This is a genomic window from Cupriavidus sp. GW822-FHT03E04, assembly GCF_058801495.1.
The window spans coordinates 75,381-99,273 of sequence record NZ_JBXANI010000013.1; the positions used below are offsets into that span (position 1 = coordinate 75,381).

A 23,893-nucleotide genomic window follows, 5' to 3' on the forward strand; every position below is an offset into this window, starting at 1 on the left:
GACTAGCAGGAGGTCGGCATGAGCACGTCGACAGTGGGAAGCGCCACGCCGCAAGTGACGGCGCGGGAGAAGGTGATGGGCAGGGCCGTGTATGCCGGCGACATCAAGCAGGCCGGCATGCTGCACGCCAAGGTGCTGCGCAGCCCGTATCCGCATGCCCGCATTGTTCGCATCGACACCGCGGCGGCGCGCGCGCTGCGGGGCGTCAAGCTGGTCCTGACCGGCGAGGACACGCCGTCACGGCTGTGGGGCACGCATCGCAAGGAGCAGCGCATTCTTGCCGCTGGCGTGGTCCGCCACGTGGGTGAGGAGGTCGCCGCGGTGGTCGCGGTGGATGAGGAAACCGCGCGCGATGCACTGGACCTGATCCGCGTGGAGTACGAAGAACTGCCCGCCATCTTCAGCGCCGATGCAGCGCTGGTCGATGGCGCGGCGGAGCTGCACCCGGGCACGCGCAATATCGCCCATGAGATGCATATCGAGCGTGGCGACGTCGAAGCCGGCTTCGCCCGGGCCGCGGTGGTCTACGAGGCCACGTACGACATGCACTCGCAGTATCCCGGCTACCTGGAGCCGATGGCTACCGTGGCCGCCCAGGATGGCAATGGCCGGCTCACGGTCTGGGCCTCGACGCAGTCCGTATTCCTGGCGCGCGCGCGGCTGGCCGAAGCGCTGGACCGGCCGGTGTCCACTATCCGCGTGATCCAGGCGGTCACCGGTGGCGGCTTTGGCGCCAAGATCGTGGAGGAGAGCAACAGCCTGATCGCGGCCTTGCTGGCAACGCGGCTCGACCGCCCGGTGCGCCTCGTCAACAACCGGCTCGAGGATTTCCTCGGCGCGCGCTCCAGCGTGCCGGCGCGGGTCTGGCTGAAGATGGGCCTGGACGCGCAAGGGATGATCGTCGCCAAGGACGTCAATATCGTGGCCGAGTGCGGCGCTTATGCGGGCCTGGCTGGCGACGTGATGCACGTGAGCGCGATGCGCAGCGACAACATGCATCGCTTGGAGAACGTGCGCTCCAACGCCGTGCTCGCCTATACCAACAATCCGCCGCGCGGCGCGTTCCGCGGCTTTGGCGGCCAGCAGATGCAGTTCCCGCTGAACAGCCACCTCACCATGCTGGCCGAAATGCTCGGCATGGACCCCATCGAAATCCACAAGCGCAATGCCATCCGCTCCGGGGACACCAGCGTGCATGGCTGGAAGATCGGCAGCAGCGGCCTGGTGGAATGCCTCGAGCAAGCGCGCGAAGCGATCCAGTGGGATGCGCGCCGCGCCGATGCCTCGCGGCGAACCGGCACGCGCCGGCGCGGGCTCGGCATCGCGGCCGCCATGCACGTCAGCGGCAACCGCACGCTGGGCAACTGGGACGGCTCCACCATCGTGCTCAAGGTCAACGAGGACGGGCGCGTCATGCTGCTCACCAGCGAGTGCGACATGGGGCAGGGCGCCAACACCATGCTCAGCCAGATCTGCGCCCAGGAGCTGGGCATTGCGCTGTCGCATGTCACCGTGAGCACGCCGGATACCGATGTGGCGCCGTTCTGCCTCGGCTCGCTGGCGTCTCGCGTCACGATCATTTCCGGCAACGCAGTGATGCGGGCCGCGCGCGAGGCGAAGCAGAAACTGCTGGCCGTGGCCGCTGAGAAGCTCGGCGTGCCAGAGGACGAACTGGACCTGCTCGACGGCGTGATCCGCGCCCGCAATGACGACAGCAAGCGCGCCACGCTCGCCGAGATCGCGCGCTTGCATATCTTCCGCCACGGCGGTGAAGGGCTGATGGTGCGCGCCACCTACGATGCGCCCACCGTGATGCACGACGCCAACTACTACGGCAACATCGCGCCAGCCTACTCGTTTGCGGCGCAGGCCGTCGAAGTGGAAGTGGACATGGCCACCGGGCAGGTCACGTTGATCGACAGCTTCGTGTCGGACGACTGCGGCAAGGCCATCAACCCGCTGGCCGTGCACGGCCAGACGCACGGCGCCACCGTGCAGGCGATCGGCTGGACGCTGTACGAGCATGTGCAGGTCGAGGATGGCCGCATCCTGAACGGCAACTTCGCCGACTACACGATGCCGACCGCTGACGCGGTGCCCGCGCTGCGCACGGATGTGGTTGAATCCGTTGAGCCCAACGGGCCCTATGGCGCCAAGGGCGCCAGCGAAACCGCGATCCTGCCAGGCGCGGCGGCCATTGCCAATGCGGTCTATGACGCCATCGGCGTGCGTATCGCATCGCTGCCCATCACGCCGGAGAAGGTGCTGGCCGCGCTGCGCGAGCGCAAGGAAAAGGAGGCGCGCCATGCGTAATTTCGAATTTCTGGAGCCCGGCTCGGTGCAGGAAGCCAGCCGCATGCTGGCCGACCTGGGCGACGAGTGTCGGGTAATCGCCGGCGGCACCGCGCTGATGCTCGGCATGCGCCAGCGCATGCTCACGCCCACGCACCTGGTATCGCTCGGCCAACTCGATGCACTGCGCAAGATAGAGTTCGATCCGCGCACCGGCTTGCGCATCGGCGCGCTGGCCTTGCATGCGCAGGTGGCGCGCTCAAAGCTGGTGCAGGCGCATTACCCCATGCTGGCCAGCATGGCAGGGCGCGTGGCCAATCCGCAGGTGCGCAACCAGGGCACGATCGGCGGCAACCTTTGCTATGCCGATCCCGCCACCGATCCGCCGGGTTGCCTGATGGCGCTGGGGGCGCAGGTGGTGCTCGCAGGCAGGAGCGGCGAGCGCGTGCTGGAGATGGAGGCGTTCCTGGTCGACTACTACACCACGGCGCTCGAGCCCGACGAGATCGTGACCGAGATCCGCATTCCCGCGCCGGCGCCGGATGCGCTCGGCCACTACGCGCGTTTCCTGCGCACGGCCGCCGAGCACCGGCCGCTGGCCAGCGTCGCGCTGCTGGCTCGCCGGACTGGCGCCACATGTATCGAGGCGCGCCTTGCTGTCGGCGCATCGACGCCGATTCCGGCGCGGATGCGGCATGCCGAGGCGTTCCTGGCCGGCAAGGCCGTCACGCCCGAAGTGGCCGCCGAAGCGGCGGATATCGTCGCCGCGGGCATCGACCCCGTTTCCGATATGCGCGGCAACGCGGACTATCGCCGCGAGATGGTACGGACCGTGGCGCGGCGAAGCATCGCCGCGCTATTCGGGCTGGCGGCGGACTAAGGATTCCCCATGCAAAAGATCCATATCGAACTCACTGTCAACGGCGAAGACCACAGCGTGGAAGTGCCCGCGCGGCGCCTGCTGTCGGACCTGCTGCGCGACGACCTCAACCTGACCGGCACCAAGCGCGGCTGCGAGACCGGCATCTGCGGCGCCTGCTCCGTGCTGGTGGACGGCGAAGTCATGAAGTCCTGCCTGATGCTTGCCGTGCAGGCACGCGGGCGCGACGTGACCACCGTCGAAGGCCTCGGCGCCGGCGGCGAACTGCACCCGCTGCAGCAAAGTTTCATGGAGTGCGGCGGCTTGCAGTGCGGCTACTGCACCCCTGGCTTCCTGATGACCTCCTGCGCCATGTTGGCGCATAACCCCAATCCGACAGAAGAGGAAGTCCGTGCCGGCCTGAACGGCAACCTGTGCCGCTGCACCGGTTACGTCGGCATCGTCGAATCCATTCTGTTCGCCGCGGAGAAGATGCGTGGAAATTGAAAAAAGGCTGATCGTCGGCGCAGCGCCGGCGCAAGTGTGGGCACTGCTGCTCGATCCCAATGTGATGGGCGGCTGCGTGCCGGGCATGCAGTCGATCGAGGTGGTCAGCGATGTGGAGTACATCTCGCACATCCAGGTCAAGATCGCCTTTGTCAGCGCGCGTTTCAAGATCAAGACCACCATCGTGGAGATGCGCGCGCCCAACTACCTGCGTAGCGAAGGCACAGGCGAGGACGCCTCCGTGGCCAGCTCGCTCAAGCAGTCCAGCGAGATCTTCCTGACCGGGCAGCCCGACGGCAAGACCGAACTGCGCATGAAGATCAACGTGGACGTGCTGGGCCGCCTTGGCACGTTTGGCCTGAGCGTGATGAAGACGAAGGCGGACCGGATGTGGGAGGAGTTCGGCACGAATTTGTCGGCGCGGTTGGCGGCGCCTGCCGAGGCGGCGCCGGCTGCGGCGTCCGCAGCGCCCGCAGCACCGGCTGCGGCGCAAACGGTTGCGAAGGAGCAGGCCCCTTCGCCCGCCTCGCCCGCCTCCGCCATCGAGGGGATTCCCGCTCGCCCGGCCGTCATCCCGGCTCACACCGTGCAAGCCAGCCCCAATCGCAGCACAGGCTGGTGGTCGCGCTTGTTCTCGCCCGCGCCCGCCGTGGACAGGGGCCCGCTCACGGATATCTGCATCGAAGTGCGCCAGCCCAATGCGACCATTACCGTGCGCTGGCCGGCACAGCACGCGGGCGAGTGCGGCGCCTGGCTGCGGGACTATCTGAAGTAGGCATGCGCGGCTTCGGTGATGGAAGTGCTGGAGGATAGATGCAGGGCGTGTTATATCGGACAGTCGCGGGCGGCGCATCGGGATGCAAGGTGCGTCATCCGCACCGGCCGGGCCGCAGGGCAGGGCAGGGCCGAAGCCAAAGCCGTTACCATATAGCACGCCAAAGTACTCATTCGCAGAGATATCACCATGACAGATGCCCTCGAGCCTACCGATCTCCAGGACAAGTACATCGTGCCGGGGCTGGAACGCGGCCTGCGCCTGCTGGGCGAGTTCAGCCGCAACGAGCGGACCCTGTCTGCCGCCGAGCTGGCGCGCCGGCTGCAGGTCCCGCGCTCCACGGTGTTCCGCCTGCTGACCACGCTGGAGATGATGGGCTTTGTCGAGCGCACCGATGGCGGCCGTGAATTCCGGCTCGGCATGGCGGTACTGCGTCTTGGCTTTGACTACCTCGCCTCGCTGGAGCTGACCGAACTCGGCCGGCCACTGCTGGACCGCCTGCGCGACGAGATCAACTTCCCATGCAACCTGGTGGTGCGTGACGGCCGCTCCATCGTCTACGTGGCCAAGTCCGTGGCGCCTACGCCGTTCGCCAGCTCGGTCAACGTCGGCACCCGGCTGCCGGCGCACGCCACCGTGCTTGGCCGCGTGCTGCTTGAAGACCTGACGCTGGCGGAACTGCGTGAACTCTATCCCGAGCCGCAGCTGGAAGTTTTCTCGGAGAGCACGCCCAAGACCGTCGAAGCCCTGTTCGACATGGTCCAGCGCGACCGCCAGCGCGGCTACGTGCTGCAGGAAGGCTTCTTCGAAACCAGCATCTCGACCATCGCCGCGCCGGTGCGGGACCGCAGCGGCAAGGTAGTGGCGGCGCTTGGCGCCACCATCCCGGCTTCGCGGATCGATCCGGAGCGGCTCGATGGCATGGTGGAACAGGTGAGGAGTGCGGCGGGGGAGCTATCCCGGTTGCTGGACTATCGGCCGTCGGAAGGTGGAGCCGTAGTTAATTTGTAGGGCGCCGGCCAGCCTTGTCGGCTAGTAGTGACGGGCAAGCACCGCGACTTCCCCTGGCCGCGCATATCCGGCATTGGGCCAGGCGGGGACCTGGAATGTGCACTGGAAATTCGTGTCTAACTACACGAACGCGTCAGGAATTGGCGATGGGCACATGTATCAAAATCCTCACAATCGTTGCGGCCATGACGCTGGCCGGGTGCGCGGCAGTGCCTGCATATGACGGCTATGGCTACGGCTATCCGCCCGAAGGCACTTATCCTTACGGCGCTTACTATCCCGCTTACCCCTATGGCCCCTACTATGACTACGGCTCTGGTGGCCCGGGTTTTATGGGGGTGGTGCCGTGTTCTTCCATGGTGGTGGCCACGGCGGTGATGGTCACCATGGTCATGGCGGCCACGGCGAGGGGCATGGGGAGGGTCATGGCGGTGGTCATGGCGGTGGTCATGGCGGCGGTCATGGCGGCGGTGGTCATAACGGTGGCGGCCATGGCCGGTGAGCGTTGGAGCAGGCCCGATCGGAGTCCGTCATGCCGGTTCTCCCCCTCCTTGTCGCTGCCCTGCTGATCGTCGGGGTGTACGCGTTCGCGATCCGGGCCATCTTTCATCGCGAACCCAAGGTGCGGGGAAGACCTGTCCGGCATTGCCGGCGGCACTACCGGCGCACCTGACGGCGAGCGAAACCCGCATCCGGCTTGGCTGCCTCCCGCGCACCCAAGCCCTTATTCGTTCTGATCGTTGGCGATATGCCTGCTAATCTTGCCTTGTGCAGAACCTGTGCGGAAGAATGAAGAGGAGGGCAACATGGCAGCGGTCCGCGAATCCCTGATTCACGAACTCCACCCGACGCAACTGACGGTGGGCATGATCGAAGTGCAGGACAAGAAGAAACACCTGGCCTCGCTAAAGCCTGCGGAGCAGCGCGAGTTCCTGCAGGCCCATCCGATCCCGGCGGTAAACGGGCCGGGCGGCAAGCTTTACATCACCGATCACCATCATCTCGGGCGGGCTGCCCTGGAGGCCGGCGTCACCAGTGGATTTTTCACCGTGGAAGCCGATCTGTCGGCTTGCGCGCAGGACGATTTCTGGGTGCAGATGGATAAGAGCCTATGGGTTCATCCCCTGGACGAACACGGCGTGCGGCACTGCTACGCTGCGGTTCCCCATCACCTGGAGAAACTGGTCGACGATCCATATCGGTCGCTGGCCGGGTATGTCCGGGACGCTGGTGGCTACACCAAGACGCCTACCGCCTTTGCGGAGTTCGTGTGGGCGGACTTCTTTCGCCGCGCCATCGCCGTCGAGGACCTTAGCGCCGACTTTCACGCAGCGGTCCGGCGAGGCATCACGCTGGCAAAAGGCAAGCTGGCTGTCGGCCTGCCCGGATACGCAGCGTAATCAGCACCAGGGTAAGCGGCACCAGAGTCAGCAGCAGGGGCTCGGCAAATGATTGGCCGAGCTGACTCTCCCGGCCTGGCGCGTTGGCCGATACCGGGCAACAAAAAACCCAGAGAGCTTTCGCTGTCTGGGTTTTTCGGCAACGTAGGCAGTTGCTAGCCACTAATTTGGTGGGTGGTACAGGGATTGAACCTGTGACCCCTGCCGTGTGAAGGCAGTGCTCTACCGCTGAGCTAACCACCCCTGCTGCTGCGCTGTTACTGCTGTGCTGCAGAGAAACAAGATTATGTCAGCGCCGTTGTATCTTGTAAAGCCCTTCCTGGAAATTTCTGCAAAAAATCCGTTGGCTACTTTCGGCCGGCAATCTTGCCCCGTCTATGCGGCTTCGCTCGCCGGCGGTGCTTCCTTCCATACGACTTTGCCACCGCTCGCCTTTTCCAGCTGTTTGAGCACCGCCAGGTGGGCGGTGGCTTCATCTTCGCTGGCCATCAGCACGGGCAGGTCGAGGCGGGAGAGGTCGGTGGCGGCCACTGCGTCGCTCTCGGCGCCGCCGCCGTCGAGCATGTCGATCACCAGTGAGTTCTGCCCGCGCGTCATGGCGAGGTAGACCTCGGCCAGCAGCTCGGCATCGAGCAATGCGCCGTGCAGGGTACGGTGGGCGTTGCTGACGCCCAGGCGGTCGCACAGGGCGTCCAGCGAGTTGCGCTTGCCGGGGAACATCTGGCGGGCTTCGCGCAGGGTGTCGATCACATTGCCAGCGTGCTCGCGAAACGGTGGCAGCCCGACAAGCTTGAACTCCATGTCGAGGAAGCCAAGGTCGAAGGGCGCGTTGTGGATGATCAGCTCGGCGTCCTGGACGAAGTCCCGGATCTCGTTGACCACTTCCGCGAACTTGGGCTTGTCGGCCAGGAAGTCTACGGTGATGCCGTGCACCGCGATCGCGCCTTCGTCGATATCGCGTTCCGGGTTGACGTAGAAGTGCAGATGCCTGCCCGTGAGGCGGCGGTTGAGCAGCTCCACGCAGCCGATTTCAATCAGGCGGTCGCCGGTGGCGGCGCTCAGGCCGGTGGTTTCTGTGTCGAGAACGATCTGTCGCATGGCGGGCATTCTAACCGGTGGGGCGGGGGAAGTCGGGCCGGTGTGGGGCGCTATGAGGCGGTACGGGGCCGGCTTTATCCCTTGAGCGAGTCGACGCCACGGTTGGCAAGGGCATCGGCGCGTTCGTTGCCGGGGTGGCCGTTGTGGCCGCGGACCCAGTGCCAGGTGATGTCGTGCTGCTGCGCGAGCTTGTCCATTTCCTGCCAGAGGTCGGCATTCTTTACCGGCTTCTTGTCGGCGGTCTTCCAGCCGCGGGCCTTCCAGCCCGGCAGCCATTCGCCGATGCCTTTCTGCACGTATTGGGAGTCGGTGTAGACCTTGATCCGGCAGCGGCGCTTGAGCGCGCGCAGGGCCTCGATCACGGCCGTCATTTCCATGCGGTTGTTGGTGGTGAGGGCTTCGCCGCCGAACAGCTCTTTCTCGTTGGTGCCGGACACCAGCACGGCGCCCCAGCCGCCGCGCCCGGGGTTGCCTTTGCAGGCGCCGTCCGAATAGATGATGACGTCTTCGATTTCGCTGGGTTCCATTGGGTATTGGGTATTGGCTAAGCTAAGGGTGGCACCGCGATGAGGCGGGGCCAACCGGGGTGATTGGGGGGGCGGCAGCGCTTGGATGGCGCTTAATGCTCGTCGCCGGGGGACTTGCCGTGGGTGCCCGTGGGGGTTGCCACCGGCGCGGCGACTGGCGACAGCGCAGCCTTGGGACTCTTCCAGGCGGGGCCGACCAGGCGGATATTGCGCACGCGCTTGACCGCCGAGATCATATAGACTGAACCGAAGATCGGCCACCAGCGGTCGCCGGCCTTCTCCATGAAGGCGGCGCGCTGCAGCCAGCGCTCGGTGCGGTACGGTGGGCAATAGCAGCCGAACCGGCCGCGGATAATATCGAAACCCAGGAGTTTGAGCCAGTCCTTGATGCGCACGAAGCCGATGGACTGGCTGTCGTTGGGCAGGAAGGGGTCGGCGCCGAGCCGTTTGAGGCCTTGGCGGGCGCCCCACAGGCTCATGGGGTTGAAGCAGGTCACCACCACCCGGCCTTCCGGCATCAGCACGCGGGACACCTCGCGCAGCACCTCGTGCGGGTCTTCCGAAAACTCCAGGATGTGGGGCAGGGTGATCAGATCGATACTTTGCGTCTCGAACGGCAGTTCGTCGAAGCGGCACAGCAACTGACGCGAATCGGCCTGTGCCCGTGGGCCGTGGGGTCCGTTGCCGGGGGCAAGGGCCAGTGCGGAGAACGGCATGCGGTTCTCGCGCAGGGTGTCGATGTGCGGCAGGCCGAGCTGCACCGCGTGGTAGCCGAAGATATCCACCACGATCCGGTCGTACTGCGCCTGCTCCCACTCGAGCATGTATTGCCCGGGAGGCGAGGCAAGCCAGTCTTCCCAATTTATAATCGGACGCTTGGACATAGGAGCACGCATGTTGAAGGTGGAGCCGATTCCCGCATTCCAGGATAACTATATCTGGGCAATCCACGACGGTCACTGCGCCGCCGTGGTCGACCCGGGCGAAGCCGCGCCGGTCGAAGCCTTCCTGGCACGCGAGGGGCTGACGCTGGGCGCTATTGTAATCACCCACCACCATGGCGATCACCAGGGCGGGGTGGCCGGGTTGCTGGCGGCGCATCCCACCGCGCCGGATGGCGCCCCGTTGCCGGTCATTGGCCCGGCCGGCGAGCGCATCGGCGCACGTACCGTGGCGGTGCGCGAGGGCGATACCGTGAACGTGGTGCACCCGTCGCTGCAACTCAAGGTGCTCGACGTGCCGGGCCATACCGCCGGCCATGTCGCGTACGTGGCGGACCTGCCGGGCGCAGGGCCTTCGGTCTTCTGTGGCGATACGCTGTTTGCCAGCGGCTGCGGCCGCCTGTTCGAGGGCTCGCCGGCGCAGATGTTGTCGTCGCTGGACAAGCTGGCGGCGCTGCCCGGCGCCACCCGGGTGTACTGCGCCCACGAGTACACCCGCAGCAATGTGCGGTTCGCCCGCGCGGTGGAGCCGCATAATGCCGAGCTGGCAGCCTGGGAGGCACGGGTGGATGCGTTGCGCGCGGTCGGCACACCGACCGTGCCGACCACAATCGGGCAGGAGCGCGAGGTCAATCCCTTCCTGCGCTCGCGTGTGCCCGCGGTGCGCGAGGCGGTGGCGGCCCACGCCGGCGGGGTGGCCGGCAATGACGCAGCGGCCTTTGGCGCGCTGCGTGGCTGGAAAGATAATTTCCGCTGATTTGCGCTGATCCCCGCTTGCCGTTACGTCCTTCCGTGCGCCCGCAAGCCTTGGGCGCGCTTGGCCGGGACGGCGTTTTTCACGTACCCGATACGTCCCAGCCGGCCTCGGCCCAGTGCCGCGGCAGGGAGAATTTCATTGACGCGAAAGCCGCTTTTTCTTAGCATCAGGCAAATTTTTAGCGTCACGATTTGAGAACTTAATGAAAATTGGTCGATTACTGGCGGTAGTTGCGTGTGCCGCGCTGCTTGCAGCGTGTGCCAGCACGCCCACTCCGCCCGAGGGCGCCGATGGCGCCACAGCGACCGCCTCCGCTTCCAGGCCCGCGATTTCCAAGCCTGATCCGCTCAACTCGATCAACAGCGCAGGTGTCATCAACGTGGACCGCGACAGCCTGGACTGGTTGCGCGGGCCGTCGAGCGACATCTGGGACCGCATCCGCCGCGGCTTCGGCATGCCGGACCTGGAAGGCACGCTGGTTGACGATCGCACGCAGTGGTACGCGCAGCGCCCGGAATACATGGAACGGATGGTGGGGCGCTCAAGCCGCTACCTCTATCACATTGTCGAGGAGTTGGAGCGCCGCAAAATGCCCACGGAGCTGGCGCTGCTGCCGTTCGTGGAGAGCGCGTTCAACCCGCAGGCCGAGTCCACCGCCAAGGCGGCCGGCATGTGGCAGTTCATTCCCAGCACCGGCAAGAGCTATAACCTGAAGCAGAACATGTTCCGCGACGAGCGGCGGGATGTGCTGGCCTCGACCGACGCGGCGCTGGACTACCTGCAGCGGCTGTACGACATGTTCGGCGACTGGCAACTGGCGCTGGCGGCATATAACTGGGGCGAGGGCGCGGTGTCGCGCGCCATCGCGCGCAACCAGGCGCGCGGGCTGCCGACCGACTACGCCAGCTTGAGCATGCCCAACGAGACGCGCTATTACGTGCCGAAGCTGCAGGCGGTCAAGAACATCATTGCCAATCCCCAGATGTATGGGGTGAAGCTGCCGGATATTCCGGATCACCCGTACTTTGTCACGGTGACCACCTCGCGCGACATCGACGTCAAGCTGGCGGCCAAGCTCGCCAACCTGCCGCTCGACGAGTTCAAGGCGCTCAATCCGTCCTTCAACCGGCCGGTGATCCTGGGCGCGGCAAATCCGCAGATCCTGCTGCCCTTCGATAACGCCGAGCGCTTCCAGTACAACCTGAACACCTACCGTGGCGGCCTGTCGAGCTGGACGGCCGTGACGGTGGATAACCGCGAGCGCATCGAGGCACTGGCGGCACGGCTGAATATCGATGCGGACACGATTCGCGAGATCAACCGCATTCCCAAAGGCATGCGGCTGAAGGCCGGCTCCACGGTGGTGGTGCCGCGCTCCGAGGATCACAACCAGGACATCAGCGCCACGCTGGCTGAAAGCGCCACGATGGCCATGGAGCCAGACGTGCCGGACGCACGCCGCGTGGTGGTGCGGGCCGGGCGGCGCGATACGGTGGCAACGCTTGCGCATCGCTATGGCGTGTCGGCTGGCCAGGTGCAGTCCTGGAACAAGCTCTCCGGCACCAAGCTGGTGGCGGGGCAGAGCCTGGTGCTGATGGTGCCGGCGCGCTCCCGCTTCGTCAGCGCGCCCGAGCCGGCTCCCACCGCTACCGCGCTGGTCCCGGTGCGGGCCGAGCCGGCGCGGGGAACGGCCAAGGGGCGCGCCGCGCCGCGCCAGCGCGTGACGGTCGAGGCCGCGCCGCGCAAGGGCGCCGCGGCCACGGCAAGGTCATCGGCCAAGCCTGCGCCGACCGTTTCGGCAGCCAAGGCCAGCGCCAAGCCGGCCAGTGCCAAGGCGGCCAGCAAATCAGCGGCGGGGCCGGCGAAGACCAAGGCGCACGCGCGCTAAAGCGGTAGTGGGTTTGAGCCAGATCAAGGGCGTGCCAATGGCACGCCCTTTTGCCTGGTGCGGCGCATTGTGGGTAAGCCTTGCGTAAGGCGGCATGCGCAGACTGCGGGAACCAGTGGCTCGGATCGGCCACGGCATGCCAGGCGCCATGCCGCCCCGGTGGTGGCAAACTAGCGACAGCAAATCAATAAACCAACAAACAACCCCACAAACAAACCAATAACCCGCATCCAAGCGGAGGAGACAAGCCATGACGGCTCCCCGTGCCTTGCACGCCCGCTCGCTGAGCGACCCCGAAGGCTTCTGGGCTGAACAGGCTCGCCGCATCGACTGGGAAACCCCGTTCGACACCGTGCTGGACGACAGCTGCCCGCCATTCACCCGGTGGTTCGTCGGTGGCCGCACCAATCTTTGCCATAACGCCGTCGATCGTCATCTGGCCGAGCGCGCGGACCAGGCCGCGCTGATCTACGTATCGACTGAAACCGGCCTGCACCGCACCTGCAGCTATGCCGAATTGCACGACGAGGTCAACCGCATGGCCGCAATCCTGCAGCAGCTGGGTGTGGTAAAGGGCGACCGCGTGCTGATCTACATGCCGATGATTCCCGAGGCCGCGTTTGCCATGCTGGCCTGCGCGCGCATTGGCGCCATTCATTCCGTCGTGTTCGGCGGCTTTGCCTCGGTGAGCCTGGCCGCGCGCATCGACGATGCGCAGCCGCGCGTGATCGTCAGTGCGGATGCCGGCTCGCGCGCCGGCAAGGTAGTGCCCTACAAGCCGTTGCTGGACGAGGCGGTGAAACTGGCCACGCACAAGCCGGAGCGCGTGCTGCTGGTGGATCGCCAGCTTTCCCCGATGGCGCTCACGCCTGGCCGCGATGAAGACTATGGCGCCTGGCGCGAGCGCGTTGGCACGGCGCGCGTGCCGTGCGTATGGCTCGAATCGAGCGAGCCGTCCTACGTGCTTTACACGTCCGGCACCACCGGCAAGCCCAAGGGCGTGCAGCGCGATACGGGCGGCTACGCGGTCGCGCTGGCGGCCTCGATGGAGTACATCTTCTGCGGCAAGGCTGGCGACACCATGTTCTCCAGTTCCGATATCGGCTGGGTGGTGGGGCACAGCTACATCGTCTACGGGCCGCTGCTGGCGGGCATGGCCACGATCATGTACGAAGGCACGCCGATCCGCCCGGACGGCGGCATCCTGTGGCAACTGGTGGAGCAGTACCGCGTGAACATCATGTTCAGCGCGCCCACCGCCATTCGCGTGCTGAAGAAGCAGGACCCGGCCTGGCTCACGCGCTACGACCTGTCCAGCCTGCGCCTGCTGTTCCTGGCCGGCGAGCCGTTGGATGAGCCCACCGCGAGCTGGATCCAGCAGGGCATCGGCAAGCCGGTGGTGGACAACTACTGGCAGACCGAGACGGGCTGGCCGATCATCGCGATCCAGCGCGGCCTTGACCCGCTGCCGGCCAAGCTCGGCTCGCCGGGCGTGCCGGTGTACGGCTACGACCTGAAGATCGTCGACGAGGCCACCGGGGCCGAATGCCCGCCGGGGCAAAAGGGCGTGGTCGCCATCGACGGGCCGCTGCCGCCGGGCTGCATGACCACGGTATGGGGCGACGACGAACGCTTCGTCAAGACGTATTGGTCCGGCGTGCCGGGACGGCGCTGCTATTCCACGTTCGACTGGGGTGTGCAGGACGAGGATGGTTATATCTTTATCCTCGGCCGTACCGACGATGTGATCAATGTGGCGGGCCACCGTCTTGGCACGCGCGAGATCGAGGAGAGCATTTCGTCGCACCCGGCAGTGGCCGAGGTAGCGGTGGTGGGTGTGCACGATGCGCTCAAGGGCCAGGTGGCGATGGCCTTTGTGATCGTGCGCGATGCGGGCCATACCGCCACCCAGCCAGACCGGCTGGCGCTGGAGGCCGATGTGATGAAGACGGTGGACCAGCAACTGGGGGCAGTGGCGCGCCCGGCACGCGTGTTCTTCGTCAACGCGCTGCCCAAGACGCGTTCCGGCAAGCTGCTGCGCCGTGCCATGCAAGCGGTGGCGGAAGGGCGTGACCCGGGCGACCTGACCACGATTGAGGATCCCACCGCACTCGCGCAGTTGCACACGGCGATGCAAGGCTGAAGGCAGGGGCGCCCGCCTTCCGGCTGGCGCTGCACTGCGCAAAAGATTGTCCTTGCCAGGGGGCCGCATGCCGACTAATATTTTAAGTATCAAATATTTAAGCATGATCTAGATGCGCTACCGGCGCATCGCATGTGCCGCACGGTTCTCCTGGAACTCAGAATCCCAGGGGCCACGCCGGCACGCAGGAGACGAAAAAATGCGAGTGCTCTGTATCGGCGGTGGCCCCTCGGGCCTGTACTTCGGCTTGCTGATGAAGCTGCGGGACCCATCCAACGAGGTCTACGTGGTGGAGCGCAACCGGCCCTATGACACCTTTGGCTGGGGCGTGGTGTTCTCCGATGCCACCATGGACAACCTCAAGCAGGCCGACCCGGTCAGCGCGGAGCAGATCAACGCGGCGTTCAACCACTGGGACGATATCGATATCCATATCGGCGGGCGCACCCTGCGCTCCGGCGGGCATGGCTTTATCGGCATCGGTCGCAAGCGCTTGCTCAACATCCTGCAGGCGCGTTGCGAGGCGCTCGGCGTGCACCTGGTGTTCGAGACCGACGTGACGGACGACCAGGAACTGGCGCGGCAATACCAGGCCGACATCGTGATTGCCGCCGATGGCATCAACAGCCGCGTGCGCGGGCGCTATGCCGAGACCTTTCAGCCCGATATCGATACCCGGCTGTGCCGCTTTGTCTGGCTCGGCACGCGCAAGCTGTTTGACGCCTTCACCTTCGCCTTTGAAAAAACCGAGCACGGCTGGTTCCAGGCCCATGCCTACCGCTTCGACGACAACACGTCGACGTTTATTGTCGAAGCGCCCGAAGATGTGTGGCGTGCCGCCGGCATCGAGCAGATGAGCCAGGAGGAGGGGGTGGCCTATTGCGAACGGCTGTTCGCCCGCTACCTCGATGGCAATGCGCTGATCAGCAACGCCACGCACCTGCGCGGCTCCGCCAACTGGATTCGTTTCCCCCGCGTGATCTGCGGCACCTGGGTGCGCTGGAACACGCTGGCCGATGGCCGCCGCGTGCCGGTGGTGCTGATGGGCGACGCCGCGCATACCGCGCATTTCTCGATCGGCTCCGGCACCAAGCTGGCGCTGGAAGACGCCATCGACCTGGCCAACAATATCCGCGATGCCGGCGCGGGCGGCGCCGACGTGCTGCCGCAGGCGCTGGAGCGCTACCAGGCCACCCGCAGCGTAGAAGTGCTCAAGATCCAGAATGCCGCGCGCAACTCCACCGAGTGGTTCGAAAATGTCGAGCGCTACGCGGGCTTGGCGCCGGAGCAGTTCGCCTATTCGCTGCTGACGCGCTCGCAGCGCATCTCGCACGAGAACCTGCGTGTGCGAGACCCCGGCTATGTCGAGGGTTTCGAGCGCTGGCTGGCGGGGCAGGCGGCTGCCAACGTCGCCAAGGCCACCAGCACCGGGCAGGCGGCCGAGGCTCGCGCCGTGCCGCCGATGTTCACGCCGTACCGCGTGCGCAATGTCACCTTGAAGAACCGCGTGGTGGTGTCGCCGATGGCCATGTACTCCTGCGAGGACGGCGTGCCGGGCGACTTCCACCTGACGCACCTGGGCGCGCGCGCGCTCGGCGGCGCGGGCATGGTGGTGGCGGAAATGACCTGCACCTCGCCGGATGCGCGCATTACCCCGGGCTGCCCGGGCTTGTGGAACGATGAGCAGCGCGATGCCTGGCGCCGCATTGTCGATTTCGTGCATGCCAACAGCGACGCACGTATCGCCATGCAGATCGGCCACGCCGGGCGCAAGGGCTCCACGCAACTCGGCTGGGAGCAGATGGACTATCCGCTCGCCGAAGGCAACTGGCCCGTGCTGTCGGCTTCGCCGCTGCCGTATATGCCGGGCATCTCGCAAGTGCCGCGCGAGATGAGCCGCGCCGATATGGACGCCGTGCGCGACGATTTCGTGGCCAGCGCGCGGCGCGCTGCCCAAGCCGGGTTCGACTGGTTGGAACTGCACTGCGCCCACGGCTACCTGCTCTCCAGCTTCATCTCGCCGCTGACCAATCAGCGCAGCGACGAATACGGCGGCTCGCTGCAAGCGCGGCTGCGCTACCCGCTGGAAGTCTTTGCCGCCGTGCGTGCCGTATGGCCGCAGGAGCGCCCGATGTCCGTGCGGATCTCGGCCCACGACTGGGTCGAAGGCGGGATCACGCCCGACGACGCGATCGAGATTGCGCGCGCCTTCAAGGCCGCGGGCGCCGACATGATCGACTGCTCGTCCGGGCAGGTGAGCCCGGACCAGGCACCGGTGTACGGCCGCATGTACCAGACGCCGTTTGCCGACCGCATCCGCAACGAAGCCGGCATCGCCACCATCGCTGTTGGCGCGATCTTCGAGGCGGATCACGTCGACAGCATCATCGCCGCCGGCCGCGCGGACCTGTGCGCGATTGCCCGTCCGCACCTGGCCGATCCCGCGTGGACCATTCACGAGGCGGCGCGGCTGGGGCATCGCGACCTGGCCTGGCCCAAGCAATACCAGGCCGGCAAGCGCCAGCTCGAGACCAATCTGGAGCGAGCGGCACAACTAGCCCGTCAAGCCCAGCAAGCCCGCCAGCCGGAGGATCACTGAGCATGAATGCGCATCTTTCCCTGCAGGGCCGGCACGCGCTGGTCACGGGCGGCGGGCGCGGCATCGGCGCTGCCATCGCGCGCCGCCTGCTCTCGCACGGCGCTAGCGTAACCCTGCTGGGCCGCGACGCGGCTACGCTGGCGGCCACCGCCGATACGCTGGCCGAGGCGGTCGTGTCGCCCGCCATGCTTTGCACTGTGGCGGCGGATATCTCGCAGGCCGACAGCGTGGCAGCGGCCTTTGCCGACGCCGCCGGCAAGGCCGGGCCCATCGACCTGCTGATCAACAATGCCGGCCAGGCGCGCAGCGCGCCGTTCGGCAAGACCGATCTTGCGCTATGGCAATCCATGCTCGAGGTCAACCTCACCGGCACCTTTCTCTGCACGCAGGCCGCGCTGCCGCACATGCTCGCCAACGGCTGGGGCCGCATCATCAATGTGGCCAGCACGGCCGGGCTGGTTGGCTATGGTTATGTGAGCGCCTATTGCGCGGCCAAGCACGGCGTGATTGGCCTGACCCGCGCGCTGGCGCTGGAAACGGCGAGCAGTGGTGTCACCGTCAATGCGGTCTGCCCCGGCTATACGGAAACCGACATCGTGCGCGACGCGGTCGCCAACATCGTGCGCAAGACCGGCCGTACCGAGGCGCAGGCCCGCGCCGAACTGGCCAAGGGCAATCCGCAGGGGCGGCTGGTGCAGCCCGACGAAGTCGCGGACGCCGTGGCGTGGCTGTGCCAGCCATCGGCCAGCGCGATTACCGGGCAGTCGATCGCCGTGGCCGGCGGCGAAGTCATGGCGGGTTGATCGCCAACGCATGCAAGCCAACCAGAATCAGAACGAACAAGCGAGAAACGAGATGAGTGAGATAGCACTGGACATGCGCCACCACAAGCGCAGCTTCGCCGGCTACCAGCCGCGGCACTTCCTGTGGTCGGTCTCGGCCGACGGCAAGGTCGGCACTGTGACGCTGAACCGCCCCGAGCGCAAGAACCCGCTCACGTTCGATTCCTACGCCGAGCTGCGCGACCTGTTCCGCGGCCTGTGCTACGCCACCGATATCAAGGCGGTGGTCATCACCGGCGCCGGCGGCAACTTCTGCTCCGGCGGCGACGTGCACGAGATCATTGGCCCGCTCACGCGCATGACCATGCCGGAGCTGCTGGAATTCACGCGCATGACCGGCGACCTGATCAAGGCCATGCGGGCTTGCCCGCAGCCCATCGTCAGCGCCGTCGACGGCATCTGCGCTGGCGCCGGCGCGATGATGGCGCTGGCCTCGGACATGCGTCTGGGCACGGTGCAGGCCAAGACCGCCTTCCTGTTCGTGCGGGTCGGACTGGCCGGCGCCGATATGGGCGCCTGCTCGCTGCTGCCGCGCGTGATCGGGCAGGGCCGTGCGAGCGAGCTGCTTTACACCGGCCGCGCGATGACCGCGGCGGAAGGGCTGCAGTGGGGCTTCTTCAATGCGCTGCATGCGCCGGACGCTGTGCTCGCCGAGGCGCAGGCACTGGCCGCGCAGATTGCGGCTGGCCCGACGTTCGCCCACGGCGTGACCAAGAAGCTGCTGCACCAGGAATGGAATATGGGCCTGGACGAAGCCATCGAGGCCGAGGCCGAGGCGCAGGCCATCTGCATGCAGACCCGGGATTTCCGCCGCGCCTACGACGCGTTCGTGGCCAAGACGCGCCCGGTGTTCGAAGGCGACTGAAAGGAATAGCAAGCCATGTCCGACAAAGGTTATCTCTGCCTGCCGTTCTTCGACGACGCGCACCGTGAACTAGAGCAACGGCTCGATGCGTGGGCCACGGCCTCGCTCAAGGTCGACCACAGCGACACCGATGCCGCCTGCCGAGCGCTGGTGCGCCAGCTCGGCGCGGCCGGCTGGCTGCGCTACTGCGTGCCAGCCGCCTACGGCGGCGCGCTCGACACGCTCGACTCGCGCTCGCTGTGCCTGCTGCGCGAAACGCTGGCCCGCCATGATGGCCTGGCCGACTTCGCCTTCGCCATGCAAGGCCTGGGCAGCGGCGCGATCACGCTGGCCGGCAGCGACGCCATGCGCGAACGCTACCTGCCGCGCGTGGCGCGCGGCGAGGCGATTGCCGCGTTCGCGTTGTCCGAGCCCGATGCCGGTTCCGATGTCGCCGCGATGCAATGCCGTGCTGTGCTGGATGGCGATCACTACGTGCTCGATGGCGTCAAGACCTGGATCTCCAACGGCGGCATCGCCGACTTCTATTGCGTCTTTGCCCGCACCGGCGAGGCGCCGGGTGCGCGCGGCATCTCCGCCTTTGTCGTGGATGCGCACACCCCCGGCCTGACCATCGCCGAGCGCATCGACGTGATGGCGCCGCACCCGCTTGCCACGCTGCGTTTCGAGAACTGCCGGGTGCCCGTCACCGCAAGGCTTGGCGAGGCAGGGCAGGGCTTCAAGGTGGCCATGATGACGCTGGACATCTTCCGCGCGTCGGTGGCTGCCGCCTCGCTGGGTTTTGGCCGCGCCGCGCTCGACGAAGCACTGGCCCGTGCCACCGCGCGGCCGATGTTCGGCGGCGTGCTGGCGGACCTGCAACTGACGCAGGCCGCCATCGGCGACATGGCCACCGCCATCGATTCGGCGGCGCTGCTGACCTACCGCGCCGCGTGGCTGCGCGATGTGGCCGGCGTGCGCACCACGCGCGAAGCTGCCATGGCCAAGATGGTCGCCACCGAGAACGCGCAACAGGTGATTGATCGCGCGGTGCAGATGTTCGGTGGCCTTGGCGTCAAGGTCGGCACGCGCGTGGAAAGCCTGTATCGCGAGATCCGTTCCTTGCGGATCTACGAGGGCGCCACCGAAGTGCAGAAGCTGATCATCGCGCGCGAAACGCTGGCGCAGCACCGCGCTTAGCGAGAACGCACCACCTTTACCAGCATCACCAGAATGAAGGAAGCGGAGACAACCATGGCGAGCACAGCCCACCTCGATACCTATGCACTGGACCGCTTGCCGCCCCCGCAGCAGTGGCCGGCGTTCCTGTTCAACGCCGATACCCGGTATCCGGAGCGCATGAACTGCGCGCTCGAACTGGTCGAGCGCCACGTGCGCGAGGGGCGCGGCGAGCGCGTGGCAATCCGCTACGAGCAAGACGGTGCGCACCGTACCGTCAGCTATGCCGAACTGGCTGCGCTATCGAATCGCATTGCCCATGTGCTGACCGGCGACATGAAGCTGGTGCCGGGCAATCGGGTGCTGCTGCGCGGCCCAAACAACCTGATGATGGCGGCGTGCTGGCTGGCCGTGGTCAAGGCGGGCCTGATCGCAGTGCCGACCATGCCGCTGCTGCGCGCGAAGGAGCTCAAGCAGGTGATCGACCGTGCGGCAGTCAGCGCCGCGCTGTGCGACGAACGCCTGCGCGAGGAGCTGGAGGCCAATCTCAAGCCAGGCGGCGAGCACCATTGCCCGAGCCTGACCCAGGCGCTGTACTTCAACGGCAGCGGCGCCGGTTCGGTAGAAGCCGCGATGGCGAACAAGCCCGAGCGCTTCGAAGCCTGCGATACCGCGGCCGATGATATCTGCCTGATTGCCTTCACCAGCGGCACTACGGGGCAGCCCAAGGGCACGGTGCATTTCCATCGTGACGTGATCGCGATGTGCGACCTGTTTCCGCGTCACGTCCTCAAGCCCGGCCCGGACGATATCTTCTGCGGCACGCCGCCGCTGGCCTTTACGTTTGGCCTTGGCGGCATCCTGTGCTTCCCGCTGCGGGTCGGGGCTTCCACCGTGCTGGCCGAACGGCTCACGCCCGAAAGCCTGCTGGCGCTGATCCAGGCCTGGCGCGCCACCATCGTGTTCACCGCGCCGACCTTCTATCGGCAGATGGCAGCGCTGGCACCGGGCTACGATCTGTCCAGCCTGCAGAAGAGCGTGTCGGCAGGCGAGGCGCTGCCGGACGCCACGCGCCAGAGCTGGAAGGCGGCCACGGGCATCGAGATGACCGACGGCATCGGCGGCACCGAGATGATGCATATCTTTATTTCCAGCGCGGGCGCGGACGTGCGGCCCGGTGCCATCGGCAAGGTGGTGCCCGGCTATATCGCGCAGATCGTCGACGAGCAGATGCAACCCGTGCCGCATGGCACGGTTGGCAAGCTGGCGGTGCGTGGTCCCACCGGATGCCGCTACCTGGACGACCCGCGCCAGGCCAACTATGTAAAGGACGGCTGGAACCTGCCGGGTGATACCTTCAAGGCGGATGCCGACGGCTACTACTACTACCAGGCACGCTCCGACGACATGATCGTCTCGGCCGGCTACAACATCGCCGGGCCGGAAGTGGAGAGCGCGCTGATGCGCCACGAGGCGGTGGCCGAGTGCGGCGTGGTCGGCATGCCCGACCCCGAGCGCGGCCAGATTGTTGCTGCCTATGTGGTGCTGCGCCCGGGCGTGGCGGCAAGCGACGAGACTTGCGCGGCACTGCAGTCCTACGTCAAGGCCGAGATCGCACCGTACAAGTATCCGCGCAAGGTGATTTTTGTCGATGCGCTGCCGCGCACCGAGACCGGCAAGCTGCAGCGTTTCCGTCTGCGGCAGATGGCCGAGCAGGGCGGGGCACCGGAGGGTGCGAGGCAGCCGTGAACGCGTTCTTCAGCAACAGCGCGCGGGTGCGCTTCAAGGATTGCGATGCTGCCGGCATCGTGTTCTTTCCGCGCTACTTTGAGATGCTCAACGACTTGGTCGAGGACTGGTTCCGCGACGCGCTCGGCTGGTCGTTCGCCGAAATGCATGGCGCAGGGCGGGCCGGCGTGCCGACGGCGGAATTGTCCACCCGCTTTGTCGCGCCCAGTCGCCTGGGCGAATTGTTGACGCGGGAGCTGCGCGTGACGCAGCTGGGTCGCAGCAGCTTTTCGTTGCGGGTGCGCTTTGTCGGGCCGGCAGGGGACGTGCGGGTGGAGATCGCGCAGCGGCTGGTATGCGTGGATACCGCGCAGATGACGTCGCGCGCGCTGCCGCCGGAAGTCCGCTCGGCCATGGAGCGCTTCCTGGCGCCCGATGCCCCGGCGGCCGCACCGATGTACCCGTCCGGGGCGTAGGGCGAAGCCGGCCAAACAAAAAAACAAGATCCCAATCCTAGATCCTGACCACTTCTTACCTTACGGAAAACCGACCATGAAGATTCTCCAGCCACCAGACTGGGCCGCGCCACGCGGCTACTCGAACGGCACCATGACCGAAATGCAGGTGGGCAGCCGCCTGCTCTTCGTCGGCGGACAGATCGGCTGGAACGGCCTGTGCGAGTTCGAGACCGATGACTTCGCCGAGCAGGTTGGCCAGGCGCTGCGCAATATCGTGGCGGTGCTGGCGGCGGGCGGCGCGCGTCCGGAGCACATCGTGCGCATGACCTGGTATGTGAAGGACAAGGTGGAATATGTGGCGGCCTACCGCGCCATCGGCGAGCACTATCGCGCCACCATCGGGCGTCATTTTCCGGCCATGACGGCGGTGGAAGTGGCCGATCTGGTGGAGGCGCGCGCCAAGGTGGAGATCGAGGTGACAGCGGTGGTGCCGGCCGGCGAATGACGCCATCGGCCCGGCATGCCGCCGGGCTGCCGGGCCCGTTGAGGAGGGTGGAGGCGTCCGCAAGTCCTTGATAACTTGAGAAAATGGGTGGCGCGGGGTATAATCCAAAAGTTTCGCTTTCAGAACCCCTCACCCTAGCGCCTACCGAATTCCACCTTCCGCCGCCCCCATTTCGCCCTGGCTCCGCCGCATTGTTTTATGTGGCGTATCGAGCACCGAGCGAACGGCCCCGGCGACAAGCATCGCGCCCAGTCGACGAAATCGACAATCCGCGCGCTGCCTGTCGCCCCGCCGGACAAACGGGGCAAGAGGCGTTGAGCAGGTCGGTCACGGGGTGAATCCAGCAGGAGCCTACCCGTGTTACCGTCTTTTCCGTCCGCCATTCTCGCGCTTGCAGACGGCACGGTCTTTCGTGGCTATTCCATTGGCGCTTCCGGCCATACCATCGGCGAAGTGGTGTTCAACACCGCGCTGACCGGTTACCAGGAAATCCTCACCGACCCCAGCTATTCCCGGCAGATCGTCACGTTGACGTATCCGCATATCGGCAATGTCGGGGTCAATACTGAGGATGTCGAAGCCACGAAAGTCCATGCCGCCGGCCTGATCATCAAGGATCTGCCGCTCCTGGCCTCCAACTTCCGCAAGGAACATTCCCTCGGCCATTACCTGAAGCAGGAAAAGGTGGTGGCGATTGCCGGCATCGATACCCGCAAGCTGACCCGTATCCTGCGCGAGAAGGGTGCGCAGAACGGCTGCATCCTCGCTGGCGAGGACAATGTGCAAAAGGCCATCGACCTGGCGCGTTCCTTCCCCGGCCTGGCCGGCATGGACCTGGCCAAGGTGGTGTCGGTCAAGGAACCGTACGAATGGAACCAGACCGAATGGGTGCTGGGCCAGGGCTACGGCAAGCTGGAGTCGCCGCGTTTCCACGTGGTGGCCTTTGACTACGGCGTGAAGTTCAACATCCTGCGCATGCTGGCCGCACGCGGCTGCAAGGTGACCGTGCTGCCGGCGCAAGCCAGCGCGGAAGATGCCCTGGCGCTCAACCCGGACGGCGTATTCCTGTCGAACGGCCCAGGCGATCCCGAGCCCTGCGACTACGCGATCCGTGCCACCCGTGAGTTCATCGCCCGCGGCATCCCGACGTTCGGCATCTGCCTGGGCCACCAGATCATGGCCCTGGCCGCCGGCGCCAAGACGCTGAAGATGAAGTTCGGCCACCATGGCGCGAACCATCCGGTGAAGGACCTCGACGACGGCCGCGTGGTGATCACCTCGCAGAACCACGGTTTTGCGGTGGACGCCGACACCCTGCCCGCCAACGTGCGCGCCACCCACGTGTCGCTGTTCGACGGCTCGCTGCAGGGCTTCGCGCTGACCGACAAGCCGGCATTCTGCTTCCAGGGCCACCCGGAAGCCTCGCCGGGCCCGCACGACGTGGCTTACCTGTTCGACCGCTTCACCAAGATGATGGCGGACGCACGCCAGTAAGCACGTTCAAGCCAAGACGAGACGTTACGTAGACAAGCAGACCGCA

At 66.2% G+C, this 23,893-nt stretch carries 21 protein-coding genes and 1 tRNA gene; 17 read left to right on the forward strand and 5 right to left on the reverse strand.

The window, feature by feature from the left end; all coding sequences use genetic code 11:
* Positions 1-18: 18 nt before the first annotated feature.
* The 5 genes from AC1RQC_RS20045 to AC1RQC_RS20065 all read left to right on the forward strand — a co-directional run bounded on the left by AC1RQC_RS20045 (position 19) and on the right by AC1RQC_RS20065 (position 5,444).
* Positions 19-2,313 (forward strand): xanthine dehydrogenase family protein molybdopterin-binding subunit, encoded by a 2,295-nt coding sequence (locus AC1RQC_RS20045; protein WP_492809145.1) that lies wholly within the window; start codon positions 19-21, stop codon positions 2,311-2,313.
* Positions 2,306-3,172 carry an FAD binding domain-containing protein gene (locus tag AC1RQC_RS20050; protein WP_492809146.1) on the forward strand — a complete coding sequence of 289 codons (867 nt, stop codon included), beginning with the start codon at positions 2,306-2,308 and terminating at the stop codon, positions 3,170-3,172. The genes AC1RQC_RS20045 and AC1RQC_RS20050 overlap by 8 nt, the downstream gene beginning before the upstream one ends.
* A 9-nt stretch (positions 3,173-3,181) precedes the next feature.
* Positions 3,182-3,658, forward strand: coding sequence for a (2Fe-2S)-binding protein (locus tag AC1RQC_RS20055; protein ID WP_492809147.1), 477 nt, complete (start codon positions 3,182-3,184; stop codon positions 3,656-3,658).
* Entirely contained in the window at positions 3,648-4,433 is a 786-nt protein-coding gene (locus tag AC1RQC_RS20060; RefSeq protein WP_492375977.1) for an SRPBCC family protein, read from the forward strand. The genes AC1RQC_RS20055 and AC1RQC_RS20060 overlap by 11 nt, the downstream gene beginning before the upstream one ends.
* 189 nt (positions 4,434-4,622) lie before the next feature.
* The gene (locus tag AC1RQC_RS20065; RefSeq protein ID WP_459371356.1) at positions 4,623-5,444 is read left to right on the forward strand and encodes an IclR family transcriptional regulator; all 822 of its coding nucleotides are present in this window, start codon (positions 4,623-4,625) and stop codon (positions 5,442-5,444) included.
* Positions 5,445-5,751: 307 nt separating this feature from the next.
* Here AC1RQC_RS20065 and AC1RQC_RS20070 read toward each other — a convergent pair whose 3' ends face one another.
* Entirely contained in the window at positions 5,752-5,937 is a 186-nt protein-coding gene (locus tag AC1RQC_RS20070) for a hypothetical protein (RefSeq protein WP_492884412.1), read from the reverse strand.
* A 313-nt stretch (positions 5,938-6,250) separates the two neighbouring features.
* Here AC1RQC_RS20070 and AC1RQC_RS20075 point away from each other — a divergent pair, with 313 nt between their 5' ends.
* A complete protein-coding gene (locus tag AC1RQC_RS20075) occupies positions 6,251-6,844 on the forward strand; it encodes a ParB-like protein (protein ID WP_492375979.1) in 594 nt (197 codons plus the stop codon).
* A 168-nt stretch (positions 6,845-7,012) separates the two neighbouring features.
* Here AC1RQC_RS20075 and AC1RQC_RS20080 read toward each other — a convergent pair.
* From AC1RQC_RS20080 to AC1RQC_RS20095, 4 genes are all read right to left on the reverse strand, one after another.
* Positions 7,013-7,087, reverse strand: a tRNA-Val gene (locus AC1RQC_RS20080).
* Between the two features lie 132 nt (positions 7,088-7,219).
* The gene (dnaQ, locus tag AC1RQC_RS20085) at positions 7,220-7,942 is read right to left on the reverse strand and encodes a DNA polymerase III subunit epsilon (RefSeq protein ID WP_492375980.1); all 723 of its coding nucleotides are present in this window, start codon (positions 7,940-7,942) and stop codon (positions 7,220-7,222) included.
* A 74-nt stretch (positions 7,943-8,016) separates the two neighbouring features.
* The gene (rnhA, locus tag AC1RQC_RS20090; protein WP_150983353.1) at positions 8,017-8,454 is read right to left on the reverse strand and encodes a ribonuclease HI; all 438 of its coding nucleotides are present in this window, start codon (positions 8,452-8,454) and stop codon (positions 8,017-8,019) included.
* Positions 8,455-8,561: 107 nt separating this feature from the next.
* On the reverse strand, positions 8,562-9,353 hold the full coding sequence (locus AC1RQC_RS20095; protein ID WP_459371350.1) for a class I SAM-dependent methyltransferase: 792 nt from the start codon (positions 9,351-9,353) through the stop codon (positions 8,562-8,564).
* A gap of 10 nt (positions 9,354-9,363) precedes the next feature.
* Between AC1RQC_RS20095 and gloB the strand changes: the two genes are divergently transcribed.
* The 11 genes from gloB to carA all read left to right on the forward strand — a co-directional run bounded on the left by gloB (position 9,364) and on the right by carA (position 23,847).
* Positions 9,364-10,167 carry a hydroxyacylglutathione hydrolase gene (gene gloB / locus AC1RQC_RS20100; RefSeq protein WP_492373905.1) on the forward strand — a complete coding sequence of 268 codons (804 nt, stop codon included), beginning with the start codon at positions 9,364-9,366 and terminating at the stop codon, positions 10,165-10,167.
* A gap of 202 nt (positions 10,168-10,369) precedes the next feature.
* Positions 10,370-12,055, forward strand: a complete 1,686-nt coding sequence (locus AC1RQC_RS20105) for a transglycosylase SLT domain-containing protein (protein ID WP_492809149.1) — start codon at positions 10,370-10,372, stop codon at positions 12,053-12,055.
* Between the two features lie 250 nt (positions 12,056-12,305).
* The gene (locus tag AC1RQC_RS20110; RefSeq protein ID WP_492884413.1) at positions 12,306-14,198 is read left to right on the forward strand and encodes a propionate--CoA ligase; all 1,893 of its coding nucleotides are present in this window, start codon (positions 12,306-12,308) and stop codon (positions 14,196-14,198) included.
* 199 nt (positions 14,199-14,397) lie between these two features.
* Positions 14,398-16,797: a bifunctional salicylyl-CoA 5-hydroxylase/oxidoreductase gene (locus AC1RQC_RS20115; protein WP_492809151.1), complete on the forward strand. Its 2,400-nt coding sequence runs from the start codon at positions 14,398-14,400 to the stop codon at positions 16,795-16,797.
* 2 nt (positions 16,798-16,799) lie between these two features.
* Positions 16,800-17,600 carry an SDR family NAD(P)-dependent oxidoreductase gene (locus AC1RQC_RS20120; protein ID WP_174423353.1) on the forward strand — a complete coding sequence of 267 codons (801 nt, stop codon included), beginning with the start codon at positions 16,800-16,802 and terminating at the stop codon, positions 17,598-17,600.
* 52 nt (positions 17,601-17,652) lie between these two features.
* Positions 17,653-18,504: an enoyl-CoA hydratase family protein gene (locus AC1RQC_RS20125; protein WP_492809152.1), complete on the forward strand. Its 852-nt coding sequence runs from the start codon at positions 17,653-17,655 to the stop codon at positions 18,502-18,504.
* Between the two features lie 15 nt (positions 18,505-18,519).
* On the forward strand, positions 18,520-19,683 hold the full coding sequence (locus AC1RQC_RS20130; RefSeq protein WP_492809153.1) for an acyl-CoA dehydrogenase family protein: 1,164 nt from the start codon (positions 18,520-18,522) through the stop codon (positions 19,681-19,683).
* A 54-nt stretch (positions 19,684-19,737) separates the two neighbouring features.
* Positions 19,738-21,411 (forward strand): AMP-binding protein, encoded by a 1,674-nt coding sequence (locus AC1RQC_RS20135; protein ID WP_492373899.1) that lies wholly within the window; start codon positions 19,738-19,740, stop codon positions 21,409-21,411.
* A complete protein-coding gene (locus AC1RQC_RS20140) occupies positions 21,408-21,866 on the forward strand; it encodes an acyl-CoA thioesterase (RefSeq protein WP_492373898.1) in 459 nt (152 codons plus the stop codon). Before AC1RQC_RS20135 ends, AC1RQC_RS20140 begins: the two co-directional genes overlap by 4 nt.
* 76 nt (positions 21,867-21,942) lie before the next feature.
* On the forward strand, positions 21,943-22,353 hold the full coding sequence (locus tag AC1RQC_RS20145) for a RidA family protein (RefSeq protein ID WP_459371339.1): 411 nt from the start codon (positions 21,943-21,945) through the stop codon (positions 22,351-22,353).
* A gap of 357 nt (positions 22,354-22,710) precedes the next feature.
* Positions 22,711-23,847 carry a glutamine-hydrolyzing carbamoyl-phosphate synthase small subunit gene (gene carA, locus AC1RQC_RS20150; RefSeq protein WP_043347616.1) on the forward strand — a complete coding sequence of 379 codons (1,137 nt, stop codon included), beginning with the start codon at positions 22,711-22,713 and terminating at the stop codon, positions 23,845-23,847.
* The last annotated feature ends 46 nt before the right edge of the window (positions 23,848-23,893 follow it).

Excerpts from the sequence above, each read along its gene's own strand:
- dnaQ (WP_492375980.1), bottom strand. The coding sequence starts at position 7,942 with ATGCGACAGATCGTTCTCGACACAGAAACCACCGGCCTGAGCGCCGCC.
- AC1RQC_RS20130 (WP_492809153.1), top strand. The coding sequence starts at position 18,520 with ATGTCCGACAAAGGTTATCTCTGCCTGCCGTTCTTCGACGACGCGCAC.
- AC1RQC_RS20125 (WP_492809152.1), top strand. The coding sequence starts at position 17,653 with ATGAGTGAGATAGCACTGGACATGCGCCACCACAAGCGCAGCTTCGCC.
- AC1RQC_RS20105 (WP_492809149.1), top strand. The coding sequence starts at position 10,370 with ATGAAAATTGGTCGATTACTGGCGGTAGTTGCGTGTGCCGCGCTGCTT.
- AC1RQC_RS20145 (WP_459371339.1), top strand. The coding sequence starts at position 21,943 with ATGAAGATTCTCCAGCCACCAGACTGGGCCGCGCCACGCGGCTACTCG.
- gloB (WP_492373905.1), top strand. The coding sequence starts at position 9,364 with ATGTTGAAGGTGGAGCCGATTCCCGCATTCCAGGATAACTATATCTGG.
- AC1RQC_RS20110 (WP_492884413.1), top strand. The coding sequence starts at position 12,306 with ATGACGGCTCCCCGTGCCTTGCACGCCCGCTCGCTGAGCGACCCCGAA.
- AC1RQC_RS20120 (WP_174423353.1), top strand. The coding sequence starts at position 16,800 with ATGAATGCGCATCTTTCCCTGCAGGGCCGGCACGCGCTGGTCACGGGC.
- AC1RQC_RS20050 (WP_492809146.1), top strand. The coding sequence starts at position 2,306 with ATGCGTAATTTCGAATTTCTGGAGCCCGGCTCGGTGCAGGAAGCCAGC.
- AC1RQC_RS20055 (WP_492809147.1), top strand. The coding sequence starts at position 3,182 with ATGCAAAAGATCCATATCGAACTCACTGTCAACGGCGAAGACCACAGC.
- AC1RQC_RS20115 (WP_492809151.1), top strand. The coding sequence starts at position 14,398 with ATGCGAGTGCTCTGTATCGGCGGTGGCCCCTCGGGCCTGTACTTCGGC.
- AC1RQC_RS20065 (WP_459371356.1), top strand. The coding sequence starts at position 4,623 with ATGACAGATGCCCTCGAGCCTACCGATCTCCAGGACAAGTACATCGTG.
- AC1RQC_RS20135 (WP_492373899.1), top strand. The coding sequence starts at position 19,738 with ATGGCGAGCACAGCCCACCTCGATACCTATGCACTGGACCGCTTGCCG.
- AC1RQC_RS20075 (WP_492375979.1), top strand. The coding sequence starts at position 6,251 with ATGGCAGCGGTCCGCGAATCCCTGATTCACGAACTCCACCCGACGCAA.
- AC1RQC_RS20095 (WP_459371350.1), bottom strand. The coding sequence starts at position 9,353 with ATGTCCAAGCGTCCGATTATAAATTGGGAAGACTGGCTTGCCTCGCCT.
- AC1RQC_RS20070 (WP_492884412.1), bottom strand. The coding sequence starts at position 5,937 with ATGGCCGCCACCGTTATGACCACCGCCGCCATGACCGCCGCCATGACC.
- AC1RQC_RS20045 (WP_492809145.1), top strand. The coding sequence starts at position 19 with ATGAGCACGTCGACAGTGGGAAGCGCCACGCCGCAAGTGACGGCGCGG.